General features: G+C 67.7%; 15 protein-coding genes and 3 tRNA genes. 9 read left to right on the top strand and 9 right to left on the bottom strand.

Features of this window, described 5'->3' with window-relative positions:
• Positions 1-307, top strand: a 307-nt coding sequence (locus AC6LJ2_RS24975) for an Hpt domain-containing protein (protein ID WP_498152408.1), incomplete at its 5' end; no start/stop codon positions are given.
• A gap of 28 nt (positions 308-335) precedes the next feature.
• On the opposite strand, the gene AC6LJ2_RS24970 is transcribed toward AC6LJ2_RS24975, so the two are convergent.
• The 3 genes from AC6LJ2_RS24970 to acpA form a co-directional block, all read right to left on the bottom strand.
• Positions 336-3,680 (bottom strand): autotransporter outer membrane beta-barrel domain-containing protein, encoded by a 3,345-nt coding sequence (locus tag AC6LJ2_RS24970; protein WP_498152407.1) that lies wholly within the window; start codon positions 3,678-3,680, stop codon positions 336-338.
• Positions 3,681-3,972: 292 nt separating this feature from the next.
• Complete coding sequence (mnmH, locus tag AC6LJ2_RS24965) at positions 3,973-5,016, bottom strand: tRNA 2-selenouridine(34) synthase MnmH (RefSeq protein ID WP_263912061.1); 1,044 nt, start codon at positions 5,014-5,016, stop codon at positions 3,973-3,975.
• 100 nt (positions 5,017-5,116) lie between these two features.
• Positions 5,117-6,871: an acid phosphatase gene (gene acpA / locus AC6LJ2_RS24960; protein WP_498152406.1), complete on the bottom strand. Its 1,755-nt coding sequence runs from the start codon at positions 6,869-6,871 to the stop codon at positions 5,117-5,119.
• A 203-nt stretch (positions 6,872-7,074) separates the two neighbouring features.
• On the opposite strand from acpA, the gene AC6LJ2_RS24955 reads away from it, so the two are divergent.
• The 3 genes from AC6LJ2_RS24955 (at position 7,075) to AC6LJ2_RS24945 (ending at position 8,107) form a co-directional block, all read left to right on the top strand.
• Entirely contained in the window at positions 7,075-7,704 is a 630-nt protein-coding gene (locus AC6LJ2_RS24955) for a TetR/AcrR family transcriptional regulator (RefSeq protein ID WP_445657099.1), read from the top strand.
• A gap of 117 nt (positions 7,705-7,821) precedes the next feature.
• A tRNA-Arg gene (locus AC6LJ2_RS24950) sits at positions 7,822-7,898 on the top strand.
• A 132-nt stretch (positions 7,899-8,030) separates the two neighbouring features.
• Positions 8,031-8,107 (top strand) — tRNA-Arg (locus tag AC6LJ2_RS24945).
• 167 nt (positions 8,108-8,274) lie between these two features.
• Here the strand turns inward: AC6LJ2_RS24945 and AC6LJ2_RS24940 are convergent.
• Positions 8,275-8,493 carry a DUF3079 domain-containing protein gene (locus tag AC6LJ2_RS24940; RefSeq protein ID WP_263912422.1) on the bottom strand — a complete coding sequence of 73 codons (219 nt, stop codon included), beginning with the start codon at positions 8,491-8,493 and terminating at the stop codon, positions 8,275-8,277.
• Between the two features lie 168 nt (positions 8,494-8,661).
• On the opposite strand from AC6LJ2_RS24940, the gene AC6LJ2_RS24935 reads away from it, so the two are divergent.
• Positions 8,662-8,738 (top strand) — tRNA-Arg (locus tag AC6LJ2_RS24935).
• Between the two features lie 113 nt (positions 8,739-8,851).
• On the opposite strand, the gene AC6LJ2_RS24930 is transcribed toward AC6LJ2_RS24935, so the two are convergent.
• Positions 8,852-9,448, bottom strand: a complete 597-nt coding sequence (locus AC6LJ2_RS24930; protein WP_263912057.1) for a short chain dehydrogenase — start codon at positions 9,446-9,448, stop codon at positions 8,852-8,854.
• Between the two features lie 132 nt (positions 9,449-9,580).
• Between AC6LJ2_RS24930 and AC6LJ2_RS24925 the strand changes: the two genes are divergently transcribed.
• Positions 9,581-10,492 carry a LysR family transcriptional regulator gene (locus AC6LJ2_RS24925; RefSeq protein ID WP_263912056.1) on the top strand — a complete coding sequence of 304 codons (912 nt, stop codon included), beginning with the start codon at positions 9,581-9,583 and terminating at the stop codon, positions 10,490-10,492.
• Between the two features lie 14 nt (positions 10,493-10,506).
• On the opposite strand, the gene AC6LJ2_RS24920 is transcribed toward AC6LJ2_RS24925, so the two are convergent.
• Together AC6LJ2_RS24920 and AC6LJ2_RS24915 are read right to left on the bottom strand one after the other, a co-directional pair.
• The gene (locus AC6LJ2_RS24920; RefSeq protein ID WP_263912055.1) at positions 10,507-10,755 is read right to left on the bottom strand and encodes a hypothetical protein; all 249 of its coding nucleotides are present in this window, start codon (positions 10,753-10,755) and stop codon (positions 10,507-10,509) included.
• A gap of 101 nt (positions 10,756-10,856) precedes the next feature.
• Positions 10,857-11,456 (bottom strand): helix-turn-helix domain-containing protein, encoded by a 600-nt coding sequence (locus tag AC6LJ2_RS24915; RefSeq protein WP_498152409.1) that lies wholly within the window; start codon positions 11,454-11,456, stop codon positions 10,857-10,859.
• Between the two features lie 211 nt (positions 11,457-11,667).
• On the opposite strand from AC6LJ2_RS24915, the gene AC6LJ2_RS24910 reads away from it, so the two are divergent.
• The gene (locus tag AC6LJ2_RS24910; RefSeq protein ID WP_498152405.1) at positions 11,668-12,336 is read left to right on the top strand and encodes a hypothetical protein; all 669 of its coding nucleotides are present in this window, start codon (positions 11,668-11,670) and stop codon (positions 12,334-12,336) included.
• Between the two features lie 97 nt (positions 12,337-12,433).
• On the opposite strand, the gene AC6LJ2_RS24905 is transcribed toward AC6LJ2_RS24910, so the two are convergent.
• Positions 12,434-13,210: an NAD-dependent protein deacylase gene (locus tag AC6LJ2_RS24905; RefSeq protein WP_263912051.1), complete on the bottom strand. Its 777-nt coding sequence runs from the start codon at positions 13,208-13,210 to the stop codon at positions 12,434-12,436.
• Positions 13,211-13,400: 190 nt separating this feature from the next.
• Between AC6LJ2_RS24905 and AC6LJ2_RS24900 the strand changes: the two genes are divergently transcribed.
• Both AC6LJ2_RS24900 and AC6LJ2_RS24895 read left to right on the top strand, forming a co-directional pair.
• Positions 13,401-14,027, top strand: a complete 627-nt coding sequence (locus AC6LJ2_RS24900) for a cysteine dioxygenase family protein (RefSeq protein ID WP_263912050.1) — start codon at positions 13,401-13,403, stop codon at positions 14,025-14,027.
• A 64-nt stretch (positions 14,028-14,091) separates the two neighbouring features.
• Complete coding sequence (locus AC6LJ2_RS24895; RefSeq protein ID WP_445657095.1) at positions 14,092-14,856, top strand: IclR family transcriptional regulator; 765 nt, start codon at positions 14,092-14,094, stop codon at positions 14,854-14,856.
• 175 nt (positions 14,857-15,031) lie between these two features.
• Here AC6LJ2_RS24895 and AC6LJ2_RS24890 read toward each other — a convergent pair whose 3' ends face one another.
• Positions 15,032-15,997 carry a tripartite tricarboxylate transporter substrate binding protein gene (locus AC6LJ2_RS24890; protein ID WP_498152404.1) on the bottom strand — a complete coding sequence of 322 codons (966 nt, stop codon included), beginning with the start codon at positions 15,995-15,997 and terminating at the stop codon, positions 15,032-15,034.
• Positions 15,998-16,084 lie beyond the last annotated feature (87 nt).

Here is a 16,084-nt window from a genome sequence, read left to right as displayed (position 1 = left end):
GCCGGCACCCTTGCCCGCGGTGCCGGCCGTGCCGGCGATACCCGCGAAGTATCGCGAGGTCTTTCTGCAGACCATGGGCCAGGACCTGGCGAGGCTGGAGCAGGCGCAGGCCGCCGGCGACGCCCAGGCGCTGCGCAAAGTGCTGCACCGCATGCGGGGCGGTTTCGCGGCGGTGCAGGCGCGCGATCTGCAGCAGTTGACGCAGTATGCCGAAGACCGGTTGGTGGCGGGCGGCCTGAATGACGCCGCCCGCGCCGGCCTGGCCGCCTTGACGGCGGCGCTGGGCCAGGCGCTGGCCGAGGTGTGAGCCCGGCGCGGCGCTGCCCGGGCGCAGGCTACCAGCGGTAGCTGACATTGAGCATCCCGCCATAGCCGCGCTGATCGTGTTCGCCGGCCTGGCCGAACACGTGGCCGGACACTTGCACCCGCTTGCCCACGCGGCCTTCCGCGCCCAGTTTCAATTCCAGCGCGTTGCGCGCCGGCTGCGCTGCCAGGGTGTTCTCGCCCATGCGCACCTTCGGATTGCCGCCGTTGTGCAGCCAATTGGTCTCGAGGAACGGGCGCACCGCCGGCTTGTCGGCCTGGGGCGCGGTGCGCGGATACACGCGCACGCCCACGCGTGATTGCCAGGCATTGTCGGCGTCGCTGCGCATGCGGGTGCCTTGCAGCGTGGCGTCCTTGGCGTCATAACGGCTGTAGATGACCTGCGCATTCGGTTCGATCACCAGGGCTTCCAGGGTCGAGCCGGCCGCAAAGGGCTGGATCGCGTAGCCGGCTTCCAGCGAGGCGCTCCAGACGTTGGAACGATAGCGGACCGATCCCAGTTCGCTGCTGATCTGGTTGCGGTAGCGGCTGTACTGCAGCCAGGTGTCGGCATAGGCGCCCAGGCGGGTGAAATCGTTGGCGTAGTAGGTGCCGTATACCCCCACCGCGTAGCCGGAGACCTTGCCGCGGGCCCGCGCATGGGTCGATGCATGGGCGCCGGGAAGCATCAGCGTCGACACGGCGCGCGAGCGCGCATCGCCATAGCCGCCCATCAGGCCGGCGTAGGCGGCGCCGTCCTGGCCGACGGCAGCCTTGAACAGGTCGCCGCCCAACTGCACCATGGCGCTATCGGTATCGACATCGACTCGCCCTTCCGACATGCGCAGGCCGCTGTCGTGGCGCCCCTGCACCCGGGCCCACAAGCCGCGGCCGGTCGCCGCAGTGGCGTCGCCATCGGCATAGGCCGGTACGCGGTCATGCAGGCTGTGGGTGAACAGGCGCGTGCTGGCCAGGCGGTTGCCGGCCCAGGCGCCGCTTTCCGGCGATACGTTCTTGAAGCCGTTGCCGGGCAGCACTGGCTCGGGCGGCGTCACGGGCGGGGCGGGGACGTCGGGATCGGTCGGGTTCGTCGGGTCGGTGGGGCCCGGTGGCGCCGTGGGCGGCGTGTAGTCGGACGTCAGGTACCAGTCCGGTGCCACGCCGCCGTTGCCGCCGCGCACCAGGCTGTAGTCGTAGCCGTTCAGGGACACGGTGGCGGCGCTGGCGCGGTAGCCGGTGGACCCGCTGTCCAGGCGGAACGCGTCGGGGGTGGTGGTGCCGCCGTTGACGGTCTCGACGACCCGGATGCCGTATTGGGTCTGGCCGCCGTCGCCGCCCGCGTTGACGATGCGCAGCGACGTGTTGCCCGACGTGGTGCCGCCGTCGATGACGAGCTTGTCGGTGGGCGACGCATCGTCGCCCAGTTGCGTGTTGAGCACCAGCGTGCCGCCGCCGACGTAGTTGTTGACCGTCAGCGTCTTGAAACCCGTGCCGCCGGCCGGCGCGGCGAAGGCCACGGTACCGGCGTTGTTCAGCGTGCCCAGGCTGGAATCATTGCGCACGGTCCAGGCGCTGGCGCTGTCCAGCGTCAGGCTGTTGATGCGGCCGGGCCCGCGCTGCACCAGGGCGCCGGTCAGCGCCGAGCCGTTCTTGAGCGATACGTCCACGATGCCGCTGTCGGCCAGCACGTCGCCAGTCAATACGGCGTTCGACGCGTCCAGGTTGACCTGTTCGCTTTCGATCACGGTCGACACGCCGCCGCTGGTCACGGTGACCGAGCGCGAATGCAGCAACACGCCGCTATCGATATCGCCGCCCGTGCGTGTCGTGATGTTGGAATCCGACACCAGGAAGGTATGGCCGCCGCCGGAGGCGAGCAGGCCCACGCCGTCCTGGGTGCTGATCTGGCTGCCATTGCGCAGCACGACGCTGTTGCTCAGCCCGGCGGCCGTCAGGTAGCTCCAGATGCCGTTGGCGCCCGCGCCCTGCAAGGTGAAGCGGGTGCTGTCCAGGGTCACGGCGGCGCGGTTGCTCATCGACAGCCCGGACGCATTGGCGCCGGACGTGTTGACGACGGTGTTGCGCGCCGACAGGCTGGCGCCGGTGCCGCTGGCAAACAGGCCATAGGCGGTGGCACCGCGGGTGGTGACGTTGACGTCTTCCAGCGTGATGGCGGCGCCGCCCACGCGCGCCAGCACGCCGACCGCGCCGTCGCCCTGGGTATCGATGTCGACGCGGGTGGCCTGGATGGTGGCCGAGCTGCCGTATTCGCGCGACACATACAGGCCATGGGCGTTGTTGCCCAGGGTCTTGACGGTGCCGTCGGTCAGCGTGACCACGCCGGCGCGGTTGTCGATGCCCAGGTGCGCCGACGTGATGTCAAAGCGGTTGGCCGTGAAGGCCGTGCCGGTGGACGGCAGCCACACGCCGGTGCCCAGGTAGCCCAGGGCCGAGATGGAAACATTGTCCACCACGGCCGAGGTGTTCGTCGCGTTGATGTTCAGGCCGTAGCTGACGTCGCCGGTGGACACGAGCGTGGCGTTGCGGATGTCGGCAACCGAGGCGGGGCCGCTGCCCGAACTGAGCATGATCGCCGCGCCGCTTGACGTGATGCTGCCACCGTCCATCTCGAAACGGCCGCCTTCGACGCGGGCGCCGGCGCCGTTGGCCGCGTTGACCACGGTGCCGCGCAAGGTCACGAGGGAATTCTGGTCATTCACGTTCACGCCAGGTGCAAGATTGCCGGTGACGGTGATGGTGCCGCCTTCTATGGCGATGCGACCGCCGCTGTCGACGTAGGCGCCGCCCGCGTTGTACAGCGATGTGGCGACGGTGACGTCCTTGGCGGTGATGACTGCATTGGCGCCTTCGGCGCGCAGGCCGCTGCTGCCGCTGCCCGCCGTGGTGACGCTGCCGCCGTCCAGCTCGATGCGGCCGCCGTTCTGTGCGTAGACACCATGCGAATAGGCGCCTTGCGTGGAAATGTCGGTGTGCGCGGCGGTGATCAGGCTGCCGGCGCCGATGGCGGCCAGGCCGTGCGCGCCCTGGCCGTCGCCCAGCGTCTTGATGGTGCTGCCCGTCAGCGCAGCGCTGCCGCCGGCGCTGGCGCGCACGCCGATGGTGATGCGCGCCGAGGCCGAGCCGGCATTGACGGCGATGCCGTCGCCGCGCACGGCGTTGCCGGCTACGGAAACGTCGATGGCGCCGCCGGTGCCGGCGTGCGTGACGGTGTCGCCGGGGTTCAGCGTGACTTGCGTGCCGCCGGCCGGGTCATTGACGAGGACCTGGGCGAAGTCCGCGGCCAGGGCAGGGCCGGAAAAGGCGGGCAGCGTGGCGGCCAGCACGCCCAGCATGATGGGGTTCAGGGGGATGCGCATTGAGGGCTCCTTGGCCCTTGGCCTTGGCGCACCCGTACACATCGATCAGAACCCGGTCGGAGACACTCCGCATTGTTCAAGCGTACTGGCACGCACCGGACAAAGGCGATGACGTATCGGTAGCCTTCATGTTGCGTTGCGGCAGGACACTAAAAAACAGGACGATTCTCAAAAGCGCTGCATTGATTGGCAGGAGTGGTAAGCGACTGAAAACCAGAAGATTCTCAAACCCGCGAGCGCGATTCAATGCCTGGACGAGGGGGCGTGCGTCGTCCGTCGTTGGCTGGCCAGATCAGGCCAGGCGGTCGAGCAATGCGCGCGCCTGCGCCACGACGTCGGCGTCGTTGGGCCGGAAGGTCAGCGGCAAGGCCTGCGCAAGATGCGTGAAATGGGCCTGGCTGCTGCGCAGGTAGGTGGGGTCGTAGTGCCGCTCGATCAGTTCGCGCGCCAGGTCGGCGCGGCGGCCCTCGTCGATCATGCCGTGCCAGGCGGCAACGGTGTCGCGGCTGTGCAGGCCGACCATGCGTTGCAGCTGTGCCTTGAACCACTCGGGATGCGCGAACAGCTGCGCGTAGTCCTGCTGCAGAAAGGCCGCGCGGTCTTCGCGGCTGGCGGTGACGGCGACGCAGGCGCCTTGGTGCATGGCTGCCAACAGCGCCGCCGGCAGCGCTACCGCGCCGATCTTGCGGCTTTCGGCTTCGACGAAGACCGGCCGGGCCGGATCGAACTGGCGCAGGCCGCAAGCCAGGCGGGTGTCGAACCCTTTTTGCGTGGGCTGCGCGGTGCCGGGCCAGCCGCCCAGCAACGAGCCACGGTGGGCGGCCAGCGCCTCCAGGTCGAGTGTTTGCGCGCCGGCCTGCGCCAGGGCGCCAAGCAGGCGCGTCTTGCCGCTGCCGGTGGGGCCGGTGAGCACCACGAAACGCAGCGTGGGCGGCAGGGTGTCCAGCGTATCGAGCGTGGCGCGGCGGTAGGTCTTGTAGCCGCCGTCGAGCTGGCGGGCGCGCCAGCCGATCATGTTGAACATCACGGTCATCGAACCCGACCGCTTGCCGCCGCGCCAGCAGTAGATCAGCGGTCGCCAGCCCTGCGGGCGGTCGGCAAAGGTGGTGTCCAGGTGGGCGGCGATGTTGCGCGCCGCCAGCGTGGCCCCCAGGCGGGTCGCCTCGAAGGGCGATTGACGGTACAGCGTGCCCACGCGGGCGCGCTCGTCGTTGCTGAACACCGGCGCGTTCACGGCGCCGGGGATGTGGTCGTCGGCGAATTCCAGCGGCGAGCGCACGTCGATGATTTCGTCGAAATCATCCAGTCTGTCCAGGCCGGCGAGCAGGTGTTTCAAGGTGGAACCATCCAGGGGGGATGGCGCATTCTCGCATGCGGCACCGCCTGGCGGCATGCCCGCGGCCGACGCACGGGGCGCCGGCCGCGGGCCTGGCCCCTTACGCGCTGAACGCCAGCGCGTTGGTCAAGTCGCCCATGGGCTGCTGGCCGCGGGCCTTCATGGCGTCGTCGCGGGCCTTCAGGCCGTCAAGCGTGGGCAGGTCGAACAGGCGCGTGGCCAGGCGCAGGATCGAGCCGGTGTCGTAGAGGGTGTGGTCGACGGCGCCCTTCCTGGCGAAGGGGGATACGACGAGGGTCGGGATGCGCGTGCCGGGGCCCCAGCGGTCGCCTTGGGGCGGCGCCACGTGGTCCCACCAGCCGCCGTTTTCGTCCACGGTGATGACCACCACCATGTTGTCCCATTGCGCGCTCTTGCGCAGGCTGTCGACGATGTGCGCGATGTGGCGATCGCCCGAGTCCACGTCGGCGTAGCCGGCGTGCATGTTCAGGTTGCCTTGCGGCTTGTAGAACGTCAGCGGTGGCAGCTTGCCGGCTTCGGCGTCGGCCAGGAATTTGTTGGTCGACGACAGGTCGCCCAGGCCGCCGTCGCGCAGGTGCGCGGTGCGGGCCGCGGTGCCGGGGCCGGTGCTCTTGAAGTAGTTGAACGGCTGGTGGTGCGCCTGGAAGTTGGGCGACGACGGAAAGCCGGTGTTGGCCGTCGAGTCGACCGCCGCTTGCCAGCCGCCGGCGTACCAGGCCCAGTCCAGGCCCTTGGCGCTCATCAGGTCGCCGATGTTGCTGTGGTCCTGCGGCACCATGGTCTGCGGGCTGGTGGCATCGGCCAGTTCGGGATGCGTGGCATCGCGCGAGAACGACGGCCAGTAGGGCGGGGCCATGGTGTTGACGCCATAGCCGTCCGGCGTCAGCGCGCTGGCGCCGAACTGCGGAATGCCGGTGAGGGCGCTGGCAGGCGAGGTGGGCTTGGGTTGCAGGCGCGGGTCCGTGGGGTCGCTGCTTTGCAATTGCGCGATCTGGGTACTGGCGACCGACGTGGTGGCGTTGGGATAGAACGGCGGACGGCCCGCCACCAGGTACTGGTGGTTCAGGAACGAGCCGCCGAATGCGCCCTGGAAGAAGTTGTCGCACAGCACGAATTCCTGGGCCAGCTTCCACAGGCGCAGGTTGTAGGCGGAATCACTGTAGTGGCCCATGACCAGTGCGCCCGAGTCGGCCCAGGCCACGAAGGGGTCGTTCTTGCCGCCGTTGATCTGCATCTGGTTCTGGTAGAACACGTGCCAGAGGTCGCGCGTGACCACGCCTTGCGGCAGCGGTTCGCCCTGCGGACCGCGCAGGTCGAACGGCGCGTTGGCCAGGTTGTTCATGTAGGGCGCGGTCTGGTCGACCTGGTAGGTGATGTGGTTGGCCTGTTGCGAGGTGGGTACCATGCCGCCCCACACGGGCGGCAACACCGACAGCGGGGTGCCGTCGCGGTCGTTCTGCGTGTAGTCGGCGGCGGTCAGCGCGGACAGCGGCTTTTCCACGCCGGGGAAATTGGCGAACAGGTTATTGAAGCTGCGGTTCTCGGCGAAGATCACGACCAGCGTCTTGACGTTCTTGCGCAACTGCGCGGTCACGTCGGGCGCGGCGGGCGGCGCGGCCGGCGGCGGGGGCGTCGTGGTGCTGTCGTTGTCGTCATCGCTATCGCTGGAGCACCCGGCCAGCGCGCCCAGCGTGGCGGCGCTGGCGCCGAGCGCGGCGATGCCGGTCAGGAAGCCCCGGCGGGTGGCGAGGACGGGCGAGTCGGCGTTCACGGAATCGGCGGACGTCGGCGTCGCGGCAGCCTGCGCGTTCGCGCGCTTTTCTTTTTCAGACATGGTTGTAGACCTATGCGGATAGGGCGGCGCCCTGTCATGGCGCCACGGGATCGCCGGATGACAGCCGGCATCGTTAACGGCCGCTAGGCTAGAGACGCCAGGTTCTATCGATGTGACGTTCTGCTGTCGGCAAGCTGTACGCCGGGCGGGCAGGCACGGATTTCCCTTAGACTTGTGAAATTGGTGAAACCCGAGTGAAAGCTATGACCGACATCCCCGCAGACGAATCCGCGCGCAAGGCGGCGCCGTCGCGTACCAAGCCGCCGGAAGTGCGGCTCGACGAACTGATGGGTGCGGCCCAGGCGCTGTTCCTGGAAAAGGGCGTGGACGCCACCACCATCAGCGAGATCACGGAAGCGGCGGGCGTGGCCAAGGGCACGTTCTACGTCTATTTCCCGTCCAAGCAGGAAATGCTGGCCGCACTGGCCGAGCGTTACGTGCGCCACTTCGTGCAGGCGCTGGACGAGGCGATCTCCGCGTGCGATGAAGACGACTGGGTCGGGCGGCTGCGCGTCTGGATCCACGCCAACGTCACGACCTATCTGCGGACGTACCGGGTGCACGACATCGTCTTCACGCACACGCATCACCATGCGCGCGAGGGCCATACCGAGAACGACGTGATCCGGCAATTGAAGGGCATCCTCGAGGCCGGCATGCGGGCCGGCGCCTGGAAGCTGGACAATCCCCGCATGACGGCGCTGTTGATCTACGCCGGCGTGCACTGCGCAACCGACGATGCGATCCTGGCCCGGTTGTCGGACGTCACGGATTTCGCTACCGGCATCGCCGACGCCTACTTGCGCATGTTGGGCGTGCCGGCGCGCGGCTAAGGGGCGAGTCGGCGCGGCGCGCGGACCGCGATGGAGCCGCGCTGCATGACGGCATCTATCCCCCCTGACTTGCACACTTTGCGAAACAACGCTATGATTCAAGGCTTGCTTTTTCACGCGCCCGTAGCTCAGCTGGATAGAGTACCTGGCTACGAACCAGGGGGTCGTAGGTTCGAATCCTGCCGGGCGCGCCATTGAAATTCCTGCACGGGGTTCAATGGAAATCGTGAATCGTGAGTCGTGAAAAACGAAAGCGAAAGCGAAAACGAAAGCAAATGCAGTGCGGCGGTAAGATTATTCTGATATAATTTTGCCTCTTTGCCGGAGCGCCCGTAGCTCAGCTGGATAGAGTACCTGGCTACGAACCAGGGGGTCGTAGGTTCGAATCCTGCCGGGCGCGCCAAATACCGCAAAGAAGAACGTCAAGAAATACGCAGTAAAAATGAAAAGGCCTTTGATCTCGCATCGAAGGCCTTTTTGTTTTGCCCGCGGGTTTCGTGGGTGTGATGCGTGGCACGCGTTGTGTGCACGTATCTTGTGCATCGGGATATCGCGTTTGACCGGCGTCTTTCAGTCCGTGGCGGGGCGGGCCGGCGCGACGGGCTTGTCTTCGCTGTCTTCCAGGTCCCAGTGGCCAACGGTGTACCAATCGTCGCCCAGCAGTTCGGCGGGGTGCAGGGTGCGGCCCGAGCCATTGCCGCAGGCCAGCGCGTCGGTCGGGCAGTAGCGGTCGCAGCCCCAGCAGATGCGTTCGGGGTGCTTGGGATGCAAGGGAAATTTCTTGGCCATGGCGCGGGTAGGGGGGCGGCATGCGTGCCGGCCAGTCCAGCGTACTGCGGCCTGCGTGGGCGCCATTTGACGTGGCGCAAGCCATGCGCAGCGCTGCCCCGGCGCGAAAACCCGCCGCGCTGATTTGCAGACCCATCCTGCTTCATGTTATAAACACGCCTCTTTAGCGCGCCCGTAGCTCAGCTGGATAGAGTACCTGGCTACGAACCAGGGGGTCGTAGGTTCGAATCCTGCCGGGCGCGCCACCTTATTTGAACGGCCTGACGGTTTTCCGCCAGGCCGTTTGCTTTGGTGAATCGCGAGATGCGCCCTGGTCTGGTGGAACGCGCGCGTTCCTGCTGTACCCGCGCGCTTCGCGTTACCAGACGCGGTAGGTCTGGCCCGTCTGGGCCCCTTCGACGCTGCGGCTGTAGGCCAGCGCCACGCGCTTGGCGGGGGCGGCTTCGAAACCCAGGAAGTAGGGGCCATAGCCTTCCCACGATTCCTGCAGCACCGTCGGGCTGACCGAGTTGATGCGCGCGCCTGCCAGTTCCACGGCCGCACCCCGCACGAAACCATCGATGGCCGAGTTCACGGCCGAGGCATTGGCGCCGAAGCGGATGGGCTCGTCGCTGACGATGCCGCTGGTCAGCGTGATCGAGCCGCCCTGGTTCAGGTAGTGCTGGCCGATCAGTGCCAGGTCGACCTGGCCCAGCAGCTTGTCGTGCAGGCCGATCTTGAATTGTTCGGCGGTCATTTCCGCCAGCGGGCCGAAGTGCAGCGCGCCGGCGGTGGAGATGATGGCATCGACCTTGCCCACGCGTTCGAACAGGGCGCGGATGCTGTCGCTACGGGTGATGTCCACCTGGTATTGGCCCTGGGTCTTGCCCACGGCGATGATGTCGTGGCGCTGGCCGAGTTCCTGGGCCACGGCGCGGCCGACGGTGCCACTGGCGCCGACTAGAAGGATTTTCATGGTGGTTTCCTGTTGATCAGTGAATGGGGCGCCGCGGACCGTCCGCCAGCGCATGAAAGCATTCTGCCGCGGGCATTCCTATGGAAAAATCCAGGAATGGTTGGAACACTTCACACTCAGGGTGCGTAATTCATGGATCGTCTGCTCAGCATGGAGATCTTCGTGGCGGTGGTCGAGCTGGGCAGCCTGACGGCCGCAGCCGCGCGCCACGAGATGTCGCCCGCCATGGCCGCCAAGCACATCAAGGGGCTGGAGGCGCGGCTGGGGCTGCGCCTGATGAACCGCACCACCCGCCGGCAGAGCCTGACCGAAGCGGGCCAGGCCTACTATGTGCGGTGCAAGGCCATCCTGGCCGACATCCGCGACGCGGAGCAGGGCGCCGAAGCGCTGCGCGTGGCCCCGCGTGGCACGCTGCGCATCACCTCGACCGTATCGTTCGGCTCGGTGGCCCTGGCGCCCGCCGTGGCGGATTACCTGGGCCTTTATCCGGACGTCAGTGTCGAGCTGGCCTTGAGCGACGTCGTCGAGGACATGGTCGCCTCGCGCTACGACCTGGCGGTGCGCATTGGCGAGCCGCAGGATTCGGGGCTGGTTGCGCGTCGCATCGGCAGCTACCAGATGATCATCTGCGCCGCGCCCGCCTACCTGGCCCGCTACGGCACGCCGGCCACGCCCGCCGACCTGGCCCGCCACCAGTGCCTGGACTTTTCGTATTGGGGGCGCCGTACGGGCTGGCGCCTGGCTGATGGCGCGGGCGGCGACGCCGATTACCCGCCGACCAGCCGCTTCATTTCCAACAATGGCCAGGCCCTGCGGCAGGCGGCACTGGCCGGTTTCGGCATCGTGCTGCAGCCTGAGATCCTGCTGGCCGACGATGTGCGCGCAGGCAGGCTGGTGCCCATCCTGCAGCCGCATTGGCCGGCCGCCCGGCCCATCACGTTGCTGTACGCCAAAGACAGGCAGGCGCTGCCCAAGCTCACGACGTTCGTGGAGTTCGTCGTGGCGCGGTTCGCGCAGAAGGCCGGCGGGCGGCGAGGCAGGTAGGGGGGATGCGGGCGTCAGCCGCGTCGTCGGTCCATTGCCGTCAGGCAGGTGCCGTTCTTGATCAGCTGGTAGACCTGTCCGCCCAGCCACGCGACCTTTTCGCCTGAGCTGGTGCGGCAGACGCAATGCGTCTTGGGATCGAAGCGGGACGTTCCCAGGGCCGAATAGGCGTCCGGGTCCGAAACGAAGCGTTCGATGCGGTACAGCGTACCGTCCGGCGCGGTAGCCAGGACGTCGGTCAATCGTCTTGCGGTTCCGAGCATGTGAAGTACCTCCGATGCGCGGGGCCGTCTTTCACGCGGCGCCAAGGTTGCTCGAACATTGCCATGGGTTCGGGCCAGGGTCGGGAGGACCCCGGTCGATATCAATGGACATGTCCTCCTAACGATGAATCATCGAGCTGGTCGGGTGAGACGCCCAGGGCTTCCGAGATGCGGTCCAGGATGATCTGGCGGGGCCGCGGGCGAGGCCTTTCCAATTCGATGTAAATGGAGTGATCCACCCCCAGGCGGGCAGCCATATCAGCGGTGCTGATATTCAGGTGCTCGCGCCAGGCGCGTATCAGGCTCCAATCGTTGCCGGTTTTTAGACTTGCGACAGCTGATGGTACGACGCTTTTCTTTGCAGCGGGTGGTTTATGCGTGGAGGTGGGGCGGCAGGCATCCCGCAGCGTATTTCTGGCCTTGGCGCTTTTGCGAGCGTCAGGGGGCGGCGCGGTGCCAGGCTCGGCGGTGAAGATCGTGCCGCCATTGATCTGGCGGTAGAGATTCTCGCCGATCCAGCACAGGACTTCACCGTTGTCGAGCATGCATTCGCAATCCAGGTGGTAATTGCTGGGAATGCTCTCGAGCTTGGCGATGGTTTCCGTGGTCGTGGCATGCCGTACCACCCGGTGCAGGACACCGTCCGGCGAACGCACGAACACGTCGGGAAGTCTCCAGGAAAACGGAATGATGATCTCCAGGGCTGCAAGGATTATCTGCCACTGTATCCCTCTGCGCGTACGGTGAGATTTGGGGTTTCCCCTGCATCGCCGACGCTTGTTCATCGTAGTCCTCTCGCAATCAAACATCTTCACAAATCTTCACGGCGCAACGTGCTGTGCGCGGCCGAATGCCAGCAAGATTGCGAGTTGTTCGTCAGCGCCCGCCCCAGTTGCCGTGATGTCTTCGCCTGTGATCGACACCCCGCGATCCGCGCCGCGCGCGCACCGCATCACCTGGTGGGCCGCCGGGCTCGCGTGTGGCCTGCATGCCCTGGTGGCGTGGTGCCTGTGGCGCGAGGCGGGCGAACGGCCCGCCATGCCGTGGTCACCACGGCAGGAAGCGGCATTCTTCGTGGACGTGTTGCCGGCCGAGCCGGCGCGGCGCGAGGCCTTGCCCGCCGCGGCGCTGCCCGCGCAGCCAGCCGCGGCGCAGGAACCGGGCGCATCCGCTGAGCCGGCCCGGTCGCAAGCGTCGGCCAGACCTCAAGAACCCGCCAGTCGGCAGGCGCCGCCGAAGCGGCTCCCCGCCGCGCCCGCCATCCCCTCAAGACAACAGGCGACCCCGGCATCGCCGAATGCCTCGTCGTCAACGGCCAAGCCGTCATCGGCGCCCGCCGCGGTATCGCCGCATGATTTCCGCTGGCGCGGCGAAGACGCCGCCGCGCAAGGCACGCCGCGCGCGCGTGGGCAAGCGCGCGTGGACCTCGCGCCCAAGCCGCGGGCCGAGCCATCGGCATTGGCCAAAGGCATCGCCCAAAGCGCCAGGCCGCCTTGCCGCGACGCGCATGCCCATCTGGGATTGCTGGCCTTGCCGTTGCTGCTGGCCGATAGCGTGCGCGATGACGGCTGCAAATGGTAGCGGGGCGGTTGGCGCACAGGCAGCGCCCGGGCTTGCGCAGGCGCGCCTTGTCGCGGTCATGCGATGGCGATCGCGGGGCGCGCGGCACCGCCGCGTTTCAGAACCCCGCCGCCTCCAGCAAGCGTGGCATGACTGCTGCGGCCGCGCCGCGCACGTTGTAGTGGGCCTGCGCATCCAGCGGCGTGGCCGCGGGATTGACCTGCACGACCGTCGCCCCGGCCCGCAACGCGTGCAGCGGCAACTCGGCAGCGGGATACACCAGCGCCGACGTGCCGATGGCCAGGAACAGATCGCATTGCTCGGCGGCCGCTTGCGCGGCCTGCCACGCCCCGGTCGGCAGGCTTTCGCCAAACCACACCACCCCGGGCCGTATCGGCGCGCCGCAGTGCACGCATGCCGGCGGCGTGATCGCGCGGCCTTCGTCAGCCAGCGCATCCGCGCCCTCCGCAGCAAACGTCGCGGGGCGCGCGCAGCGCGAACAGCGCGGCGCATGCAGGCTGCCGTGCAGATGCAGCACCTTGTCGCTGCCCGCGCGTTCATGCAGGTTGTCGACGTTCTGCGTGATCAGCGTCAGCGCAGGCACGTGGCCGGCCAGCGCGGCAATCGCGCGATGCGCCGCATTCGGCGAAGTGCGATCGACCTGCGCACGTCGCCATTCGTACCAGCCCCAGACCCTGTCCGGCTGCGCCGCAAACGCTTCGGGCGTGGCCAGCGCGCTGGCGTCAAAGCGCGACCACAGACCCGTAAGCGCATCGCGAAACGTCGCAATGCCGCTTTCGGCCGACACGCCGGCGCCCGTGAAGACGACGACGTTCACCGCCCGCGCCAACGTGTCGGCCAGCGCGGGCGGAATGGAAAGTGGGGCAGCGGTCATCGCGGAAACCTCTCAAGTGAACTGCCCGCTACGCTGCACGCGCGGGCAGGGGGCTGTCAAGCGTTGCCGGCGCCGCCCACGCCGCCAGGCATTGCCGCCGACGTCCCGAATCATGGATACTGGACAGCCTGATTGGGATTGTTCAACGGCAAGGCCCGGACGCGGCCCTGCCCGACCCGGAGACACGAGCATGTCCGAAGCACCCGCCGGCCTGGACCGGTTGCGCCATTTCATCGCCACCGCCACCCGCCTGGCCACGCCCGCCGGACTGGCGCAGTCCCCCGAACTCGAAGCCGAATTCGCCGCCCTCATCCGCCACGACGACTGGCTGCCCGACGCCTGTACCGTGCCCCACCCGCAGTACTACCAGCAATACCTGCTGCACTGCGACCCCCTCGAACGCTTCAGCCTCGTCAGCTTCGTCTGGGGCCCAGGCCAGCAAACCCCCGTGCACGACCACGAAGTCTGGGGCTACGTCGGCATGCTGCGCGGCGCCGAAGTCAACCAGCGCTACACCCGCGCGGCCGACGGCCGGCTGTCCACCCTGGGCCAGCCCGACACCTTGCGCCCCGGCGACGTAGAACGCCTGTCACCGCAAGAAGGCGACATCCACCGCGTCTCCAACGCCTTTGCCGATCAAGTCTCGATCAGCGTGCACCTGTACGGCGGCAACATCGGCGCCGTCTCGCGCCATGTGTACGACCCCGCCACCGGCCAGGCCAAACCGTTCGTCTCCGGTTATTCCGCGGCCAGCATCCCCAACCTGTGGGACCGCTCCGCCGCCGTGCGCGCCGCGCTGCCCGTCCAGCCCGCCTGAGGCCTGTTCGCGGGCCGGCGCCCGTGCTATGTTCGCGTCCTAAATATTGGGAAATACCAGAACAATGGACAAGACACTGCTCAAGGGGCTGATGGTATTGGAGGCCGTCACCGACGTAGACAACCCGCCGCGCACCATCGATGCGCTCGCGGCCCGCGTCGGCCTCACGCGCAGCAACACCCACCGCACCCTGCAAACCCTCATCCACGCCGGCTACGTCATCAAAGACGAAGACGGCGGCGGCTACCGCGGCGCCGTCCGCCTGTTCGAGCTCGCCGCCCGCCAGCTCGGCCAACTCGACATCCGCAAACTCGCCGCGCCCTTCATGCGCACCCTGGCCGACCAGACCGGCGAAACCGTACACCTGTCCGTCCTGGACGGCTTCGACGTCGTCTACGTCGACAAGATCGACAGCCCCCAACCCATTCGCGCCTACTCCATGGTTGGCGGCCGCGCCCCCGCCTATGCCGTCGCCACCGGCAAAGCCCTGCTCGCCTACCAGCCCGACGGCTACGTCGAACGCTACGCCGACAAACTCGCGCGCCACACCCCCGCCACCATCGTCTCCATGCCCCTCTTGAAAGACGAACTGCACAAAGTCGTCCGCGCCGGCTACGCCGTCAACCGCGGCGAATGGCGCGAAGGCGTAGGCGGCCTGGCCGTCACCCTCTTCAACAGCCTGGACCAACCCGTCGCCGCCATCGGCATCTCCGGCCCCCTGGACCGCCTGAGCGCCGCCCGCATGAAACAACTGGCCCCCGACGTCGCTGCCTGCGCCCAATCCATCTCCCAAGGCATGGGCTACCGCCGAGGCTTCCTGGGCCAGTAAAAAAGCGGATCAGCGCCAGCCCCAATCCCCACCGCCACACCCCCAAGCGGTAGTCAATTCGCCAACAGCATTCCAAGCCGCCCAAACAAGCACCCCCGCCCGCCGACGGCGCCAAGCGCGACTTAAGAACCCCACCTCCCGCGCACCCACACCCCCAAACGCCACAATAAAAAAACTACCGCCCCCCCGACAACCTGACGACCTCCCCCCACCGAGCAACCTCCTGCTTCACCACCACGTCCGTATCCGCAGGCGTACTACCCACCGCATCCGCCCCCAGCTTCAACGCAGCCTCCCGCACCGCAGGCAACGCGGCCGCCCGCTGCATCCCTGCCGACAGCCGCTCCACGATCGCCGCAGGCGTCCCCGCCGGCGCCAACAACGCATAAGCCGTCGCCACCGAATATCCCTTCACGCCTTGTTCCATCAGCGTAGGCAGCTCGGGCAGTGCAGTCGCCCGCTTCGCCGTCGTCACCCCCAGCAGCCGGATCTTCCCGCTGGCCACCTGCGGCAGCAGCGCCGGCAACGTCTCGAACACCAGATCGATCTGCCCCCCCAGCAAGTCGGTGATCGCCGGCCCGCTGCCCCGATAAGGCACATGCATCAGCCGCGTTCCGGTCAGCGCCTGGAACAGCTCGCCCGCCATGTGCTGCGACGTCCCCGGCCCCGCCGACCCGAATGTCAGCGTCCCCGGCTGCCGCTTGGCCAGCGCAATCAGCTCCTGCACATTGTTTGCCGCGATCTTGCTGTTCACCGCCAACGCCATCGGCATGCTCGTGGCCATCGACACCCCCACGAATGCCGTGCCGAAGTCATAGCCCGGCTTGTCCGGCAGCGCCGCATGGATCGCATGGCTGCCCAGCGCCCCCATCAGCAGCGTATAGCCGTCGGGCGCCGACTTTGCCACGTATTCCGCCCCGATCTCGCCGCCCGCGCCCGCCTTGTTTTCCACCACCACGCTTTGCCCCAGAAAGTCGCCCAACTGCTGTGCATAGATGCGCGCCGCCGCGTCGGTCGCGCCGCCTGGCGGAAACGGCACCACCATGCGTACGGGCTTGTTCGGCCAGGCCTGTGCCAGCGTCGGGGCCGCGACGGCCAGGGTCAGCGCGGCCGCCGCGGCAATGCGCCAAAAACGTTTCATCCGAGTCTCCTTGGTGGGGCAGGGCCGTCACGCGTGGCGCGGATGCGCGATGAAACGCCGCGGTCCTTTTATAAGTCCTAAATAATA

It is taken from the genome of Achromobacter sp. 1014246743, from assembly GCF_059760725.1.
The sequence above is the reverse complement of the archived record's forward strand: the minus strand, read 5'-3'. Positions and strand labels throughout refer to the sequence as shown.